The sequence below is a fragment of the Neisseria sp. HMSC068C12 genome (assembly GCF_001814095.1).
GTDB lineage: Bacteria > Pseudomonadota > Gammaproteobacteria > Burkholderiales > Neisseriaceae > Neisseria > Neisseria perflava.
Genome location: NZ_KV814812.1, coordinates 121,031 through 139,063, shown reverse-complemented (window position 1 = coordinate 139,063; position 18,033 = coordinate 121,031). Strand labels below are relative to the sequence as shown.

Genomic DNA, 18,033 nt, shown 5'->3' with positions numbered 1-18,033 from the left:
GTGTAATAAATTTAAACTATTTTATTTAATGTGTTAATAGTCTAATTATCTAAAGCTGCCCTATTCTAGGCGTTTTAGCCAAACAGACGGGAAACTTCGGCTGATTTTTTACGGTACGGCAATATGATTTCAACGCGGAACAGGCCGTCTGATTGGATATATCTGATTTTCGCGTCGGTGTCATACATCAAAGTCAGGCGCTCTTTCAGATTGCGCAAGGCCATAGAATTACCTTTATGCGGCTTGGTATTTTCGTTGGGTTCCGTTCCGCACGGATTTTCGATACTGATGAAAATAGATGATTTTTCCAATTTTGTTAATACCGTAATTATCCCTGGACGGTGGATAGATTCGACACCATGGAATACGGCATTTTCCAAAAGCGGTTGCAACAACAGATGCGGTGTTTCCGCATCATCAGGCGCATGGTGCTGCCACATGACCTGTACGCGCATATGTCCCATGCGGATTTGCTCGATGGCAATATATTCCTGCGCCCACTCGATTTCCTGTCCTAAGGTACTGTTTTGACTACCGTCGCGCAGTTGTGCGCGGAACAAGTTGGCCAAATTTTCCAGCAAAGTCTCCGCGTCATACGGACGCAGACGGATTAAGCTGATGGCGGCATTCAAGCTGTTAAACAAGAAATGCGGACGGATACGCGCTGTCAACGCGCTCAGTCTGGCTTCGGAAATGGAAGGCGCAAGGCTATTGCGACGGGCTGCTTCGATGTACATGAAACTGAAACAAAAAAAGGTCAGCAAGAAGAAGTGTTGAATCAGCAGCCAAATTTCCGTCTTCAAAATCACTAGATCGACAAACAAGAAAATCAGCAGGTTGGAGACGTAGGAAACCACAACGCTGTACTGCGAGCGAAGCAGGGAAGGCGCAAATGCCTGTAAGAAATAGACCTTGAGTAAAATTAAGAGGATGACGGGGCAAGCCCATGAAAAATGTTGGAAAATCTGTTCCGGATAAGGCACACCCGATACCGTCATCAACGGAAAGATAAACAAACTGATTAATAAAACAATAAGCAGGCGCACCAAAGTTGCGGAATTGCGCAAATCCGGCACTGCGAAATTCTGGTTTATTTGACGTATAATAGACATGATTTCAACCGTTTTCTTTCATAATGTATAGACGGGTCTGCTATATTGAAGACGTAGACCCTGTTTTTTATTTATATTTTAAGGATGCTGATATGAGCAAGGACAAAACCTGGTCAGGCCGTTTTAACGAACCTGTTTCCGAGCTGGTCAAAAAATATACCGGCTCGATTGATTTTGACAAACGGCTGGCAGAATGGGACATCCAAGGCTCGCTGGCACACGCGCAAATGCTGACACAGTCGGGCGTTTTGAGCGAAGACGACCTCTTTGCCATCCGTCAGGGCATGGCCGAGATTATAGCAGAAATCAAGGAAGGAACGATTTCCTGGTCGCTGGATTTGGAAGATGTCCACATGAACATCGAACGCCGCCTCACCGACAAAATCGGCGATGCCGGCAAACGCCTGCACACCGGCCGCAGCCGCAACGACCAAGTCGCTACCGACATCCGCCTGTGGCTGCGCGACCAGATTACCGTCATTCAAGACCTGATTCAAAACCTTCAGACGGCCTTGGTTGATTTGGCGGAACAAAACGCCGAAACCGTCATGCCCGGCTTTACCCACCTGCAAGTTGCCCAGCCGGTCAGCTTCGGGCATCACATGCTCGCCTACGTTGAAATGCTCGGCCGCGATTTCGAGCGCATGGTCGACTGCCGCAAACGCGTCAACCGTATGCCGCTCGGCGCCGCAGCCCTTGCCGGTACCACCTACCCGATTCAACGCGAAATTACCGCCGAGCTGCTGGGATTTGAGCAAATCTGCCAAAACTCACTCGATGCCGTATCTGACCGCGATTTTGCCATTGAGTTCACGGCCGCCGCTTCTCTGATTATGGTCCACCTGAGCCGCCTTTCCGAAGAATTGATTTTGTGGATGAGCCCGCGTTTCGGCTTTATCGACATTGCCGACCGTTTCTGCACCGGCTCGTCCATCATGCCGCAAAAGAAAAACCCCGACGTACCCGAACTCGTGCGCGGTAAATCCGGTCGCGTGATTGGCCACCTGATCGGCCTGGTTACCCTGATGAAATCTCAACCTTTGGCATATAACAAAGATAATCAGGAAGACAAAGAGCCTTTGTTTGATACTGCCGATACGCTTATCGACACCCTGCGCATTTACGCCGACATGATGCGCGGCGTAACCGTCAAACCCGACAACATGCGCGCCGCCGTAATGCAGGGTTTTGCAACTGCTACCGATTTGGCGGATTACTTGGTGAAAAAAGGCATGCCTTTCCGCGACAGCCACGAAGTTGTTGCCCAAGCCGTGCGCCATGCCGATGAAGCTGGCGTTGATTTGAGCGAATTGCCGCTTGAAGTCTTGCAAGGTTTCAGCGGTTTGATTACCAACGACGTTTACAGCGTGCTAACACCCGAAGGCAGCTTAAACGCGCGCAACCACTTGGGCGGCACCGCGCCTGAACAAGTCCGTTTCCAAATTAAACGCTGGCGTGAATTGTTGGCTTAAACCCATCTAAATACATAACAAAAGGCCGTCTGAAAATTTTCAGACGGCCTTTTGATTACCCGTGTTACACTCAACCGCACAATAAAAACAGATAAACCTAAACTTACCTTCAAACGAGAAAACACGCCTCCTGACTTTGCCGCCATCTTCAAACAAAAGGAGCAAGGATGAAAAACATTGTCTTAAAATTGGTTATGATCTGCCTATGCTGCGGATGCTATGCCGTATTCGTTGCCTGGGAAAATGGCGGATTCAGCCAGCTCCATGATTTTCAAGCAATAGAGAGCAACGGCATGAGCGTATACCTTCATCAAATCTCCGCCGCCACCATGCAGGCTGAAAAAAACGAGCTGTCGATTTTGCAAAACAACCAAAACAGCTTAGCCTCTTGCGTCGGCATTGAATCTTTATGCGAACACGCCAAGCCGGGCATCTGGGTTGAACATGCCAAATTCTTACAGCATAAGGACACGGGCAAATTATTGGTACTTTCGTTGGACTATTTAGAAAACAGTGACACCGCAAAAACCCTACACAACCGCTATTCTGCATCGCTCCTACCCCAAGCAGATAGAAAGGATGCGTGGCATTACGCCTGGCGTACATTTTTGAGCTCAATAATATTTCTAATGGTCGTCAATCTGACGCCAATGATTTTTGCCCTATTCGAAGAAAAGACAAGCGCAGCATAAAAACATGCCGTCTGAAAACATTTTCAGACGGCATGTTTCATTATTAAAGCTTAACGCGGATGAACCATATCGGCAGGAACGACCAATTCGTCAAACTCTTCGCCTGTCAACAAGCCCAATTCGATGGCGGTTTCGCGCAACGATTTGTCGTTTTTATAGGCGGTTTTGGCGACTTTGGCGGCGTTTTCGTAGCCGATTTTGCGGTTTAACGCAGTAACCAACATCAGAGAATGGTGCAAGAAATAATCGATTTTTTCCGGTACGGGTTCGATGCCGACGGCGCAGTTTTCGTTGAAGCTGTTGCACGCATCGCCCAACAGGCGGATGGATTGCAAGAGGTTGTAAGCGATAACGGGCATATAGACGTTCAGCTCGAAGTTGCCCGATGCGCCTGCCATGCCGATGGTGACGTCGTTGCCGAACACTTGGCAGCACACCATGGTCATTGCTTCGCATTGGGTCGGGTTGACTTTGCCCGGCATGATGGACGAACCCGGCTCGTTTTCGGGGATTTTGATTTCGCCCAAACCGCAGCGCGGGCCGCTTGCCAGCCAACGGATGTCGTTGGCGATTTTGTTCAGGCTTGCCGCCAGCGTTTTCAATGCGCCCGAAGCGGCAACGGCGGCATCGCGTCCGCCCAAGGCTTCAAATTTGTTCGGCGCGCTGACAAATGGCAGGCCGGACAGTTCGGCGAGTTTGGCGGCGGCTTTTTCGGCGTATTCGGGATGGCTGTTTAAGCCCGTGCCGACCGCCGTGCCGCCCAAAGCGAGTTCATACAAGTCTTTAAGCGCATCGTTCAGACGGCCTAAACCGTGATCGAGCTGGGAAACGTAGCCGGAAAATTCTTGTCCCAAAGTCAGCGGCGTCGCGTCCTGCAAATGGGTGCGGCCGATTTTGACGATAGGGGCGAATTCTTTGGCTTTTTTGTCCAATGTATCGCGCAGGGCTTTTACCGCCGGAATAAGGTGGCGGTTGATTTCAATCGCGGCGGCAACGTGGATGGCGGTCGGGAACGCATCGTTGGTCGATTGCGCGTGGTTCACATGGTCGTTGGGATGGACGGGCTGGTACGCTGCCAAACCCGTACCAGCGATTTCGTTGGCGCGGTTCGCCAGCACTTCGTTCATGTTCATATTGGACTGCGTGCCGGAGCCGGTCTGCCACACTACCAATGGGAACTGCCCGTCAAGCTTGCCGTTCAACACATCATCTGCCGCCTGCGTAATCAAATCTGCCTGTTCGGGCTTAATCCTGCCGAGGGAAACATTGGTGGCGGCTGCGGCTTTTTTTACCAGCGCCAAAGCATAAATCAACGGCTGCGGCAGGGTTTCGCCGCCGATTTTGAAATTGTTGCGGCTGCGCTGGGTCTGCGCGCCCCAATAGGCTTCGGACGGGACTTCGACATTGCCCATGGTGTCGTGTTCGGTACGGGTACTCATGCGTTTCTCCTATATTTAAACAGAAATAATAATGATTCTTAAATTTATTATACCCAGCAAAAGGCCGTCTGAAAAGAGAGGGGTTTTCAGACGGCCTTTTGCTTTATTACCCTGAAATATTAATAGTAGACAAAACCCGATTTCGGAGCAAATACAACCTGCGCCGCCACTCCCCTCTTCTAAAAATTCTCCTTCTTGCCGATTTGTATTTTGCGCTAGGTGTTTATCGACAATAAATACCTTATCGTTTCTTTACTTTGCTTCTCTCTAAGAGCATAATAAATAAAAATGATTATCAGGATATAGATCATGAAACAAAACCATTTGATTTGCTTGTTAATGAGCAGTTTTGCCGCCGCAAACGGCTTTGCCGAAACCTTGGCAGACCCAGACGAAATCCAGCCTGTCAAAACCTTCTCCCCTCCCAAACCGATTGCACCAACCGCCGCACAAGGCTATTTCCCCGAAAACCAATTCGACCGCACCGACCGCAGCGATCATTACTTTGTTACCGAAAACATAGACCAAGCCTTCCGTCCGCTGAAAGCAAACAGCGGCTTCTACGGCAAAAGTTTTTACAATTCCGTTACCGCGCAAGCGCGTGGAGCAAAAGTGTACGGCGTGGTCAACCTCAATCACACCAAGGCCAACGGCTATAAAGACGGCGACAGCAATCAGACCGATTGGAAATATAGCCGTTTTAATCAAGCTTTGGTACTCGGTTTCGTGCCGTCTGAAAATCAGGAATACCGCCTCACCTACCTACACGACGACATCAACAACGACCGCCAACCGCAGTTCGTCAACGACGCATTGGATACCGAACGCCACATCGCCAAACTCAACGCGCGTTGGGGCAATGCCGATTTGAGCAATACGGTCAGCGCGGAAGCAGGCATCATCAAACTCAAACGCCATGCCGACAATTACTCCCTGCGCCAAAACAATACGCCGCAGCAAGTATTCGTAGAGCTTGACCGCAAAGTGTACGACTTCTCGCTCAAACACGATGCGAACTTCGGCAAATTCCACAACACCGCCGCCGTTAGCTACCGCAACGACAGCCAAAACGGCGAGCGCAACGCCCACACCGCCATGCGCGATTTCCTCAACGGCTACCGTTTCGCCGATGTACACCTCGACCGCTGGCGCATTGCCGATACCTTGTCTTACAAGTTTGACGACCGACACAAACTGGGCTTGGGTTTGAGCTACGAAATCAACAAAGCGGACGTACGCAAAAATACGGCGCAACCCGCCCATCCGATGAACCGCAACCTTGCCTTCGCCTCATCGCAGCAAATCTGGAAAACCCATTACGGCTACGACTTCAACGGCAAAGTGCGCCGTCATGCCTTTTCAGGTGAACTCAAATACGATTTTACGCCGTCTGAAACGCAAAAATACGGCGTTTCCCTTGCTCACTTAGAACGCATCGGCGACAACACCGAACGCTTCAACTCGCTTGCCGCCATCGTGCAAAACCGTATGAACGGCATGCTGATGAACCAAAACCCAGCCGCCGCCATCGCAGGCAATCCCCTGCTGAAAACCGAAAAACACAACCGCATCAAGCTCACCGCCGACAGCCGCAACGACTACTACAACGGCTATATGAACTCGTTGGCAGGCGCAGGCTGGAACGTGGGCGGCACACTTGTGGCGGACAAAGTCAAAGACCTGATTATTTTTGACCGCGCACACGGACAAAGCGGCACGGCTTCCAAAGGCAGCGGCATCATCACACGCAACGTGGATGCACGATTGTTTACCGCGCAAGCCTACGCGCGTTACAACTTCAATCCGCATTGGGCGGCAGGCATCAAAGCCACCTACAACTACGGACACAATGAAACCGACGGCAGGCCGCTCTATCAAATCCGTCCGTTTGAAGCCGCCGTCCAAGCCGACTACAAAAACTACTTTGCCCACGGCAGCTACAACATCGGCGCAGCAACACGCTTTGTCGCCAAACAAACGCGCGGCGATTTTGACGCGGCAAGAGGTCTGGGCATAGACAAACGCGAAGCCGCCAAAGGCTTTACCGTTGCCGACCTTTACGCAGGCGTAAACATCAAAGACAAATACGGCTTGCGCTTGGGCGTAAACAACGTGTTCAACAAAAAATACGCCGAACACATCAGCGGCGACCACGTCCTCGCCCTGTCGCCCAGTGTGGTGTATGCACCGGGCAGGACATATTGGTTGAGTTTGCATGCGGCTTTTTAAAATCAGGCCGTCTGAAAGAATGCCTACACTGGCTTATTAAGAATTAGGAGATAAAAAATGGACATGAAAAGACGCGATTTCTTAAAAATGACCGCCGCTCTGGCAGCCGCAGGCGTTTCGCCTTCATTGTTGGCAGCCGGTAAAGAACAATTTACCGTGTACGGCGCACCGGCAATGCCCAGCGTAACCATTGCCGTAGCGGCGTTGCAAGGCAAGCTGGCGAAACAGGCAGATGTATCGCTGAAAATCTGGCGTTCGCCCGACCAACTGCGCGCAGGCGTAGCAAGCGGACAATTTAAAGTGATGATGAGCCCGAGCAATGTCGGCGTAAACCTGCGCAACCAAGGGCAGAAAGTCGGCATGGTCAATATTTTGACCAACGGCATCACGCAGCTGATGTGCAAAGGCAGTGCGATTGCCTCGCCTCAGGATTTGGTCGGCAAAAAAATCCTCGTACCGTTTAAAAATGATATGCCCGACATCGTGCTGCAAGCCTTACTGAAAAAACTGAAAATCGACGCGCACAAAGTCGGCATCACTTACACCGCCACGCCGCCGGAAGCAGTCGGACTGTTTTTGAGCAAGGACTACCACGCTGCCATCCTGCCCGAACCGATGGCAACCGCCAGCCTACTTAAAGGCAAAACCATGGGCGTAAACGTCGTGCGTGGATTTGACTTGGTGAAAGCATGGGGACAGGCGTTTGACACCAAACCGCTGATTCCGATGGCAGGCATCATCGCCAACGAAGAATATTTCCACGCACACAAAGCGCAGTTCGACATCTTCCATCAGGATTTGAAAAACGCGCTCAACTGGATACTCGCCAACCGTCAGAGCGCCGCGAAAATCGGCAAAAACTACCTCCCCGCCCCCGAACCCGCCCTAGTCATGGGCTTGGACGGCGCGCGGCTGACGGTAACCAAAGGCAGCGAAGTGAAGAACGAGATTTTGAAGTTTTACGAAATCCTGATGCAGTTCAACCCGAAACTCTTGGGCGGCAAGCTGCCGGATAACGGGTTCTTCTTAGCTTAAAAGAGGAGAGAGGCCGTCTGAAAATAGTGAAAGCCATTGAAATTTGACTTATCATTTTTCAGACGGCCTGTTAGGACATTATCAGCAGCGTAGGTCGGATTCTTGAATCCGACATTTCGGCTAAATGGGGGCTGTCGGATACGAGTATCCGACCTACTTTTTTCAGACGGCCTATCCTTGCCAAAACATAACGACAAACCAACACCCAAACCATGATTAAAACCGACAAAATCCGCAAACCGCAGCCTGCGCTGTTTTACATCATCGACTACCTTTGGAGCGGCTTTGCCGGTCTAGGCGTGGCGATGGTAGTGGTGGCGTTGTGGGCGTGGGGCAGTGCCGTGTTCGGCGAGTTTATGCTGCCTGCGCCGGTGGAGGTGTTTCAAAAATCTTTGGCTTTATTGAAACATTTTCAGGAAAACGAAATCGGGATTTCGCTGTGGCGGTCGGTGGTGGGGATTTCGGTTGCGCTGGTAGCGGGATTGGCGGCGGGACTGGTGGCGGGCAGTTTTAAGACGGCGATGGCATTGCTTAAACCTGTGATTACGACTTTGTTGGCGATGCCGCCGATTATTTGGGTGGTGATGGCTCTGTTTTGGTTCGGGTTCGGCAATCCGAGCGTGCTGTTTACCATCATTGTGTTGGTTGCGCCGCTGACGTTTGCGAGTGCGGCGGTCGGGATGGCGAGCGTGAACAAGCAGCATGAGGAATTGTTTGACGCTTATAAATTAGGCCGTCTGAAAAAAATCCGTTATCTGTATATCCCGCATCTGACGGGTTATGTGATTTCCAGCATCGGCGTGGCGGTGGCGATGGGGGTGAAGGTGGTGATTATGGCGGAACTCTTGGGCGCGAGCGAAGGCGTAGGCGCGCGGATTGCAGACGCGAGGGCGATGCTGGAGACTTCGACGGTGATGGCTTATGTGGTGTTGGTTATCGTGTTTGTGTCACTGTTTGAATACCTGATTACCAAACCTTTGGAAATTTTGTTTATGCCGTGGAGGAGATGATGCTCTGTCTTGAAAACGTGCGTTTTGAAATTCTCCGCGACCCCATCGTGCGCGATTTCAGTTTGAACCTGCAACATGGCGAAGTGAAAGCTTTGTTCGGGCCGAGCGGCTGTGGCAAGACGACGGTTTTGCGTTTGATTGCGGGCTTGGAAACGCCGAAATCGGGCACGATACGCAATACTTTCCGCAAAACGGGTTTTCTGTTTCAGGAAAACCGCCTGCCGGGAAACTTGACCGCGATGCAGAATATCGCTATTTTTATGGACAAACCCGATGAAGGCGAAATCATCGCGCTGGCGGCGAAAGTCGGGCTGACTGCGGGCGATTTGAACAAATATCCGACCGAATTGTCCGGCGGCATGGCGAAACGGGTAGCATTTTTGCGCCTGCTGCTGTGCGGCTGCGACCTTGCCTTGCTGGACGAGCCGTTCGTCGGTTTGGACCGCGATTTGCGCGATATTTTGGTCGCCATGCTGGTGGAAAAAATCGAGCGGCAGGGCATGGCGTGTATGCTGGTAACGCACGACCGCTTCGAAGCCGCACGCCTGAGCCATGAAATCATGCTGCTTTCCACTAAGGGCATGAACGTGCAAAACGTGATTACCCTGCCTACGCCGCTGTCCGAACGCGATTCGGCTTTTGAAGAAGCCGTGGTGGCAAGAGAGTTTCAGGGGATTCATTATTATGAGTGATAGGAATTTAAATTTCTGACAAACCTTGCGGTTCGTTGCCCTCTCCCTAACCCTCTCCCACGGGGAAAGGGGATCAGGTTTCTCAAAATCAGAGAGCCGTAGAATTGGGAATCAGATGTCAGGTAAACCTGAAAATGTTCAGGCTCGACAGCCCAATTCCCTCTCCCCGTGGGAGATGGCTAGGGAGAGGGTAAGCAAGCCGCAGGCTTGCCTCTTTAGCGAAAGATACGAATCTGTTATCCGAACGCGATTCGGTTTTTGAAAAAGCCGTGGTGCCAAGGGGGCAGGGGATTCATTATGAGGTGCTTTATGTTTTCGACTGTGATTACTGCTGCTGTTTTATATATTGCTACAGCAGTAGATTTGTTGGTAATACTATTAATATTTTTTGCTAGAGCAAATACTAGAAAAGAATATCGAGATATTTATATCGGACAATATTTAGGTTCTGTAATTTTAATATTAGTTAGTTTATTTCTAGCTTTTGTTTTGCATTATGTTCCGGAAAAATGGGTGTTGGGTTTATTAGGTTTAATACCGATTTACTTAGGTATTAAAGTTGCTATTTACGACGATTGTGAGGGCGAAAAAAGAGCTAAAAAAGAATTGGATGAAAAAGGGTTGTCAAAATTAGTCGGTATTGTTGCTTTGGTTACAGTTGCTAGTTGTGGTGCAGATAATATTGGACTTTTTGTTCCTTACTTTGTGACTTTAGATCTTGTCGACTTATTAGTTACTCTTCTTGTATTTTTAATATTGATTTTTGTTTTAGTATATACAGCACAAAGATTGGCTAATATTTCAGGTGTTGGTGAAATTGTAGAGAAGTTTAGTCGTTGGATAATGGCTGTTATTTATATTGGTTTAGGGTTATTTATTATTATTGAAAATAATACAATTCGAACAATAATATCAATAATATGAATGATACGGGCATTTGAGTATCTGACAAACCTTGCGGTTCGTTGCCCTCTCCCTAACCCTCTCCCACGGGGAGAGGGAATCAGGTTTCTGAAAATCAGAGGGCGCTCGACAGCCTAATCCCCTCTCCCCGTGGGAGAGGGCTAGGGAGAGGGCAAGCAAGCCGCAGGCTTGCCTCTTTGGCGAAAAATACAACCCTGTCCGCCCAATAAATCCATATCCGAAAGCATCTTCATGCAGAATCAAGCCAAGCCATGAATAAATTTTTCACCCACCCCATGCGGCCGTTTTTTGTCGGTGCGGCGGTACTTGCCATATTCGGCGCGTTGGTGTTTTTCATCAGCCCCGGTGCCGTCATTTTGCACCGCCAAATCTTCTTAGAACTCATGCTGCCTGCGGCATACGGCGGCTTCCTGACTGCCGCCATGCTCGAATGGACGGGCTATCAAGGCCGTCTGAAACCTGTCGCTACTTTGATGGCGGCATTGTTGCTCGCCGCATCCGCCATACTGCCCTTTTCGCCGCAAACTGCCTCGTTTTTCGTTGCCGCCTATTGGCTGGTATTGCTGCTGTTTTGCGCCTGGCTGATTTGGCTTGACCGAAACACTGACAACTTTGCCCTACTAATGCTGCTTGCCGCGTTTACCGTTTTTCAGACGGCCTATGCCGTCAGCGGCGATTTAAACCTGTTGCGTGCGCAAGTACATCTGAACATGGCGGCGGTCATGTTTGTATCCGTCCGCGTCAGTATTCTTTTGGGCGCGGAAGCCCTTAAAGAATGCCGTCTGAAAGACCCTGTTTTTATTCCAAATATCGTTTATAAAAACATCGCCATCACCTTCCTGCTGCTGCACGCCGCCGCCGAACTTTGGCTGCCAGTGCAAACCGCCGGTTTTACCGCGCTTGCCGTCGGCTTTATCCTGCTCGCCAAGCTGCGTGAGCTTCACCATCACGAACTCCTGCGCAAACACTACGTCCGCACTTATTACCTGCTCCAACTCTTTGCCGCCGCAGGCTATCTGTGGACAGGCGCGGCGAAACTGCAAAATCTGCCCTCCTCCGCCCCATTACACCTGATTACCCTCGGCGGCATGATGGGGGGCGTGATGATGGTGTGGCTGACCGCCGGGCTGTGGCACAGCGGCTTTACCAAACTCGACTACCCCAAGCTCTGCCGCATTGCCGTCCCCATCCTCTTCGCCGCCGCCGTCTCGCGCGCTGTTTTAATGAACGTGAACCCGATATTCTTCATCACCATTCCTACGATTCTGACCATCGCCGTGTTCGTACTGTATCTTTTCACGTTTGTACCGATATTTCGGGAAAATGCGTTTACGGATGATCCGGAATAAAACAAAAGGCCGTCTGAAACTTTCAAACGGCCTTAGCTTTAAATAAATGCTTTATTTGTTGGCGTTCAAATAAAGATTAATTAGGCGTGTAGTGGAACTGTCGTGTTTTTGCACTTCGGTCTCGCCGGTCAATTCGGCAAGAATGGTTTTGGCCAGTTGTTTACCGAGTTCTACGCCCCATTGGTCAAAGCTGTTGATGCCCCAAATAATGCCTTGAACGAAAGTTTTGTGTTCGTACATGGCAATCAGGCTGCCCATATTGCGCGGGTTGATTTTGTCCATTAGGATGAGGTTGGTCGGGCGGTTGCCTGAGAAGGTTTTGTGCGGAACCAGCTCTTCGATACGCTCTGCTTCCATGCCTTGGGCTTGAAGCTCGGTGCGGACTTCGTCAGGCGTTTTGCCGCGCATAAAGGCTTCGGCTTGGGCAAAGACGTTCGCCAGCAGGATTTCGTGGTGACCGCGCAGGTTGCTGCGTTTTTCAAGGGAGGCGATGAGGTCAATCGGCGTGATGTGCGTACCTTGGTGCAGCAGTTGGAAGAAGGCGTGCTGGCCGTTGATGCCGGTTTCGCCCCAAATAATCGGCGAAGTTTCGTAACCGACCGGTTTACCGTCAAGGGTAACTTGTTTGCCGTTGCTCTCCATGTCGAGCTGCTGGATGAATTTGGGCAGGCGGTGAAGATGTTGGTCGTAAGGCGCGATAACATGGCTGCCGCCGCCGTAGTAATTGATGTACCAGATGCCGATGAGGGCGAGGATGACGGGCATGTTGCGCTCTAGCGGCGTGTTGATGAAGTGTTGGTCCATCAAGTGCGCGCCGTTGAGCATTTCGATGAAGTTTTCTTCGCCGAGATACAGCATAATCGGCAGGCCGATGGCCGACCACAGGCTGTATCGTCCGCCGACCCAGTCCCAAAATTCAAACATATTGGCGGTATCGATACCGAATTCGGCAACGGCTTTTTGGTTGGTCGATACGGCAACGAAGTGTTTGGCCACGGCGCTTTCATCGCCTGCATGATCCAAGAACCATTTACGCGCGGTCAGGGCGTTGGTCAGGGTTTCTTGGGTGGTAAAGGTTTTGGACGCAATGATGAACAGCGTAGTTTCAGGGTGGACTTTGGACAATACGTCGCGCAGTTGGGAGCCGTCCACATTGGAGACGAAGTGCATGTTCAAACGCGGATGGCCGAAAGGCTTGAGCGCGGTACACATCATCAGAGGACCGAGGTCAGAGCCGCCGATACCGATGTTGACGACGTCGGTAATGACTTGATTGGTATAGCCCAACCAGCTGCCGCTGCGGACTTCATGCGCGAACTCGCCCATGCGTTGCAGGACATGGTTGACCTTAGGCATGACATCTTCGCCATCCACGACGATAGGGGCGTTGGTGCGGTTGCGCAGGGCGACGTGGAGAACGGCGCGGTTTTCCGTCGTATTGATTTTTTCGCCGTGGAACATTTGCTGCATCCGCTCCGGTACGCCTGCTTCACGCGCCAGCTCGAACAACAGTGCCATGGTTTCGTCGTTGATACGGTTTTTAGAATAATCCAAAGTCAGGCCGCCAACCTGCAGCCAGTAGCGCTCGGCACGTTCGGGATCTTGCTCGAACATTTCGCGCATGTGTTGTTCTTTGGTTTCGTCAAAATGTATCCATAATTTTGACCAAGCTGGTAAATCGTGAAGGTGTTTCATCGGATGCTCTCCTGGATAGTGGACAGTTTTGTTGAGAAAACGGCCGTGAGGTCGTCTGAAACGGGAACGGGGTGGTTTCCGTTTTTTGAGGTTTCAGACGGCCTTGATGTGGGTTGGGGCTGTCTGAAGATATCAATGAAGAATCAATCTTTATCGTATTCGATGTGCTTGTTATGTATGCTTTTTTTACTTTTTTGCAGTTGCGTACTGGCAGTATCGCCCAAACGCAAGGCCAAGCCGATGGCAAGAATATCGATAACGGCCAGCTGCAGAAGACGGGACACCATAGGCGTATAAAGCTCGGCATTTTCCTGAGTAGCAATGCTCAATACACAGTCGGCCATTTGAGCCAACGGTGAATCATTGCGGGTCAGCGCGATAACGGCTGCGCCGTTTTCTTTGGCGATACTGGCCGCATCCAACAATTCGATAGATGAGCCGGTATTGGAAATCGCCACCAACACATCCTGCTCGGTCAATACGGAAGCCGCCATCAGCTGGGTATGTGTATCGACATAGGCAACGGTGGACATACCGAAGCGGAAGAATTTGTGTTGCGCATCTTGGGCAACGATGCCGGAGTTGCCGACACCATAAAACTCAACGCGTCGCGCGTGCATCAGAATGGCAATCGCGTTTTCCAGCTCGGATTCTTTCAGGAAACGGCGCTCACCCAAGAGGGAGGCTGCGGCATTGCCCAATACTTTTTCGACCACGCTGCCCATGTTGTCATCGGCGTTTAATTCTTCATGAACGTAAGGCATGCCTTCGTGGCCGATGCTGGCAGACAAAGCGAGTTTGAACTCAGGCAAGCCTTTGTAACCCAAGCTGCGGCAGAAACGGATTACAGTCGGCTGACTGACGGAAGCACGCTCGGCGATTTCCGCCACAGCAGCATGAACGAACCATTTCGGCTCGGCCAACGCAGATTCGGCAACTTTGCGTTCTGCGCCGGAGAGGTTGGACAATGATTCGCTGATTTTGCTTAACATATACTCTACCCTTTGATTCTTTGACGTTCAGGACAAGGTTTTTTTCCACCCCCTGCCCTGCACCGCCGTTTGTGTGTTTAAACGTTATTTAAATGATTGTCTAATGCGACCGCCGCGCCGACGATGCCCGGAAATTCGCTCAATACGACATACACGGGAATAGCGGCAAGATAAGCCTCAAAGCGGCCTTTGTTTTCAAAGCGGCTGCGGAATGGAGACGTTTTAAAGTAATCCAACACGCGCGGGATAATCCCGCCGCACAAATACACGCCGCCGCGCGCACCCAATGACAAAGCCAAATTGGAAGCAACCGTACCCAGCATGGCGCAGAAAATATCCAAAGTCTGACGGCAAATCGGCGATGTTCCGCTCAATGTCTTATCGGTGATTTCAGAAGGCTTCAGACGGCATTGTTTGATGTTGTCGCGTTTGGCCAATGCTTCGTAAATCAGGCTCAGACCTGCGCCGCTCAAGAAACGCTCGGCAGAAACATGGCCGTATTTGTTTTTAGCGTATTGCCAAATCAATACTTCCATATCGTCAAACGGCGGGAAGCTGGTATGGCCGCCCTCGCCTGCCAACGCCACCCAGCCGGCAGCGCTGTGCACCAAACCGCTGACACCCAAACCGGTACCCGGACCGATAACGGCTTTAGGCGCAAATTCGATTGGTTTTTGACCGCCGATTTGTATCAAGTCTTTCTTATCGGTTTTTGTTACCGCCAAAGCCTGGGCGGTAAAGTCGTTCAACAGAATCAACGTTTCAAAACCCAAAGCCTGGCGGGTGGTTTCGATGGAGAATGCCCAGTGGTGGTTGGTCATCTGCACCCAGTCGCCCAAAATCGGATTGGCAATCGCAAAGGCGGCGTGCAAAACTTTCGGACTGCCTGCGCGTTCCAAATAAGTTTTGGCGGCATCAACAATGGTGTCGTAATCCTGGCAAGGCAAGACTTCAGCCTTTTCAATGACCTGTGGTGCAGTTTCAAGTGCAAAACGGGCATTCGTACCGCCGATATCGGCGACCAAACGAGGATAAGCTTCAGTGTGCATAGTAGACATGGCAGTTAATCCCTTGATGATTGAGAATCAGGCTGGTCGGATATTCGGTATCGACCCTTGCTGCAGCCTTGTCGAATACCGCTTTTTTCTCTGCGCCTTGAATGGCCAAAAATACATTCGGCGTTTTGGCAATCGCACCCAAAGTCATACTCACACGCTCATGCGGCGCGGTAACCGGCGTAGTATGAATCAATGTCGGGTCATTGGCTTCATTGATTGCTGCCTGTAATTGAGGCGCTTGAGGGAACAACGACGCCGTATGTCCGTCCCCTCCCATGCCCAACACCAGCACATCAGGTTGCTTATAATGTTTCAATGCGTAAGCAACGACAACTTCAGGTTGTAATTCAGTTTCAGACTTTCCGTCTTCAACAACAGGAATCCATGTGGCAACGGCCGCGTTATTTTTGAGCAGATATTCGCGTACCAAGCCTGTATTGCTGTCGGCATGCGTGGTCGGAACGATACGCTCGTCCACCAAAGTAATGCCGACGTTTTGCCAATTTAAATCTTTTTGCGACAAAGCCTCGAAAAACGCAATCGGCGAACGACCGCCGGAAACGGCCAAAACCGCATGGCCTTTCTCATTCAACGCGGCTTGCAATGCGGCGGCAACGGCATCGGCGAGAGCTTGCGCAGCAGTTGCAGCATTTTCTTGTTCGTGCCAAACAAACATGTTTCGTCCTTTCATGGTTTCAGACGGCCTTTTGTTGGAAAACAAGGCCGTCTGAAAGAAATATTATTGCTCTTCGTGCCACTTGTTACCGTCACGGGCCAACAGCGCGCGCGCAGCTTCAGGACCCCAAGAATGGGCTTCGTAAGCATGTGGAGGCGTTGTATTGTTCGCCCAGTTTTCCAGGATAGGCATCACATATTCCCAAGCGGCTTCGAGTTCGTCACGACGGTTGAACAAAGCGAGTTTGCCGTTAATCACATCCAGCAGCAGGCGTTCATAAGCCTCGGCACGGCGACCCTCGACGGCTGTGCCCAAGTCCACGCCAATCGGTGTCACTTCGACTTTGTTGCCAGCACCCGGGGTTTTCACTTGTGTGTAAAGACGGACGGATTCGGTCGGTTGTAGTTCAATAACCAAACGATTCGGCGCAGGTTGGCTGTTGTCAAAAATATGGTTTTGCAGCGGACGGAAGTTCAACACGATTTCCGCCACTTTGCCTGCCATGCGTTTGCCGGTACGCAGGTAGAAAGGTACGCCTTTCCAACGCTCGTTTTCGATTTCGGCTTTGATGGCAACATAGGTTTCAGTGAAACTGTCTTTCGGTACGTCGACTTCTTCCAGATAGCCGTTCATACCGTTTGCTGCAACATATTGGCCGCGAATAACATTTTCGTTGACGGATTCGATGGTCAGCGGTTTCAGCGATTTGATGACTTTCACTTTCTCGTCGCGTACGGCATCGGCATCCAAGCTTGCCGGCGCTTCCATCGCAGTCATACAAAGCATTTGCATCAAGTGGTTTTGCACCATATCGCGCAATGCGCCGGTAATGTCGTAAAACTCACCGCGTTCTTCCACGCCCAACTGCTCGGCGATGGTCAGCTGTACGCTTTCAATATATTTGTTGTTCCACAAAGGCTCGAACATCACATTAGCAAAACGCAAGGCCAGCAGGTTTTGCAGGCTTTCTTTACCCAAATAATGGTCGATACGGTAGATTTGTTCTTCTTTGAAATAACGGGCTACATCTGTATTGATTTGTTGGGAAGAAGCCAAGTCCGTACCCAACGGTTTTTCCAAAACCACGCGCACGTTATCGGCATTCAAACCGATTTCGGCAAGATTTTCACAGGCTTGTGCAAAGAATTTCGGCGCAGTTGAGAGGTAGATCACGACATTCTCAGTATTCTTGCGCGCTTTTACCAAGTCGCCCAAAGCAATGAAGTCGTCTTTCTTTGTCACATCGACTTTCAAATACTCAAGACGTTGGATAAACGATGCCCACGCTTCATCTGAGAAGTTTTGTTTGACATGGATTTTAGAATTCGTTTCCACTTTAGCCAAAAAGCCGGCGGTATCCAATTCGCTGCGGCTTACGCCCAAAATACGACCTTCGGGATGAAGCAAACCGGCTACATGCGCCTGATACAGGCAAGGCAAAAGTTTACGCATTGCCAAATCGCCGGTCGCGCCAAACAACACCAAATCAAAATTTGTCTGTGTACTCATTGTTTCATCTCTCGTTGAGGAAGCTTGCTTCAAAACTTTTGGACTGTCGTCATCCATAAAAATCGATTAAAATCAAAAGCCTTTAAGCAATAAGCAGTAAAGAACCAATCGCCTGCACCAAAATTTCAAACAAGCGGGCTAATGAGTAG

At 50.5% G+C, this 18,033-nt stretch carries 15 protein-coding genes; 8 read left to right on the top strand and 7 right to left on the bottom strand.

The features are described from left to right. Positions 1-74: 74 nt before the first annotated feature. On the bottom strand, positions 75-1,112 hold the full coding sequence (locus HMPREF2952_RS05100) for a sensor histidine kinase (RefSeq protein WP_004519364.1): 1,038 nt from the start codon (positions 1,110-1,112) through the stop codon (positions 75-77). Positions 1,113-1,204: 92 nt separating this feature from the next. On the opposite strand from HMPREF2952_RS05100, the gene argH reads away from it, so the two are divergent. Continuing rightward, positions 1,205-2,584, top strand: a complete 1,380-nt coding sequence (gene argH / locus HMPREF2952_RS05095) for an argininosuccinate lyase (RefSeq protein WP_039861969.1) — start codon at positions 1,205-1,207, stop codon at positions 2,582-2,584. A 167-nt stretch (positions 2,585-2,751) separates the two neighbouring features. After that, a complete protein-coding gene (locus tag HMPREF2952_RS05090) occupies positions 2,752-3,276 on the top strand; it encodes a hypothetical protein (RefSeq protein WP_004519361.1) in 525 nt (174 codons plus the stop codon). Positions 3,277-3,326: 50 nt separating this feature from the next. Here the strand turns inward: HMPREF2952_RS05090 and fumC are convergent, their stop codons facing one another. Continuing rightward, positions 3,327-4,715 (bottom strand): class II fumarate hydratase, encoded by a 1,389-nt coding sequence (gene fumC, locus HMPREF2952_RS05085; protein ID WP_004519360.1) that lies wholly within the window; start codon positions 4,713-4,715, stop codon positions 3,327-3,329. 309 nt (positions 4,716-5,024) lie between these two features. Between fumC and HMPREF2952_RS05080 the strand changes: the two genes are divergently transcribed. From HMPREF2952_RS05080 to HMPREF2952_RS05055, 6 genes are all read left to right on the top strand, one after another. After that, on the top strand, positions 5,025-6,944 hold the full coding sequence (locus tag HMPREF2952_RS05080; protein ID WP_049335422.1) for a TonB-dependent receptor: 1,920 nt from the start codon (positions 5,025-5,027) through the stop codon (positions 6,942-6,944). Positions 6,945-7,001: 57 nt separating this feature from the next. Further along, positions 7,002-7,979, top strand: a complete 978-nt coding sequence (locus HMPREF2952_RS05075; RefSeq protein WP_049335420.1) for an ABC transporter substrate-binding protein — start codon at positions 7,002-7,004, stop codon at positions 7,977-7,979. A gap of 212 nt (positions 7,980-8,191) precedes the next feature. Next, positions 8,192-8,989: an ABC transporter permease gene (locus HMPREF2952_RS05070; RefSeq protein WP_049335418.1), complete on the top strand. Its 798-nt coding sequence runs from the start codon at positions 8,192-8,194 to the stop codon at positions 8,987-8,989. Further along, the gene (locus tag HMPREF2952_RS05065; RefSeq protein WP_009310824.1) at positions 8,989-9,681 is read left to right on the top strand and encodes an ATP-binding cassette domain-containing protein; all 693 of its coding nucleotides are present in this window, start codon (positions 8,989-8,991) and stop codon (positions 9,679-9,681) included. Before HMPREF2952_RS05070 ends, HMPREF2952_RS05065 begins: the two co-directional genes overlap by 1 nt. 309 nt (positions 9,682-9,990) lie before the next feature. Further along, the gene (locus HMPREF2952_RS05060) at positions 9,991-10,605 is read left to right on the top strand and encodes a CadD family cadmium resistance transporter (RefSeq protein ID WP_049335602.1); all 615 of its coding nucleotides are present in this window, start codon (positions 9,991-9,993) and stop codon (positions 10,603-10,605) included. Between the two features lie 251 nt (positions 10,606-10,856). Further along, positions 10,857-11,954: an NnrS family protein gene (locus tag HMPREF2952_RS05055; protein WP_070695338.1), complete on the top strand. Its 1,098-nt coding sequence runs from the start codon at positions 10,857-10,859 to the stop codon at positions 11,952-11,954. A gap of 51 nt (positions 11,955-12,005) precedes the next feature. On the opposite strand, the gene pgi is transcribed toward HMPREF2952_RS05055, so the two are convergent. The 5 genes from pgi to zwf form a co-directional block, all read right to left on the bottom strand. Beyond that, the gene (gene pgi / locus HMPREF2952_RS05050) at positions 12,006-13,649 is read right to left on the bottom strand and encodes a glucose-6-phosphate isomerase (RefSeq protein ID WP_049335414.1); all 1,644 of its coding nucleotides are present in this window, start codon (positions 13,647-13,649) and stop codon (positions 12,006-12,008) included. Between the two features lie 143 nt (positions 13,650-13,792). Then, positions 13,793-14,641: a DNA-binding transcriptional regulator HexR gene (hexR, locus tag HMPREF2952_RS05045; protein WP_004519348.1), complete on the bottom strand. Its 849-nt coding sequence runs from the start codon at positions 14,639-14,641 to the stop codon at positions 13,793-13,795. A gap of 77 nt (positions 14,642-14,718) precedes the next feature. Next, positions 14,719-15,699, bottom strand: a complete 981-nt coding sequence (locus tag HMPREF2952_RS05040; RefSeq protein WP_039861966.1) for a glucokinase — start codon at positions 15,697-15,699, stop codon at positions 14,719-14,721. After that, positions 15,680-16,375, bottom strand: a complete 696-nt coding sequence (gene pgl, locus HMPREF2952_RS05035; protein WP_039861965.1) for a 6-phosphogluconolactonase — start codon at positions 16,373-16,375, stop codon at positions 15,680-15,682. Before pgl ends, HMPREF2952_RS05040 begins: the two co-directional genes overlap by 20 nt. Positions 16,376-16,438: 63 nt before the next feature. After that, positions 16,439-17,884, bottom strand: coding sequence for a glucose-6-phosphate dehydrogenase (gene zwf, locus HMPREF2952_RS05030; protein WP_039862026.1), 1,446 nt, complete (start codon positions 17,882-17,884; stop codon positions 16,439-16,441). Positions 17,885-18,033: the final 149 nt, after the last annotated feature.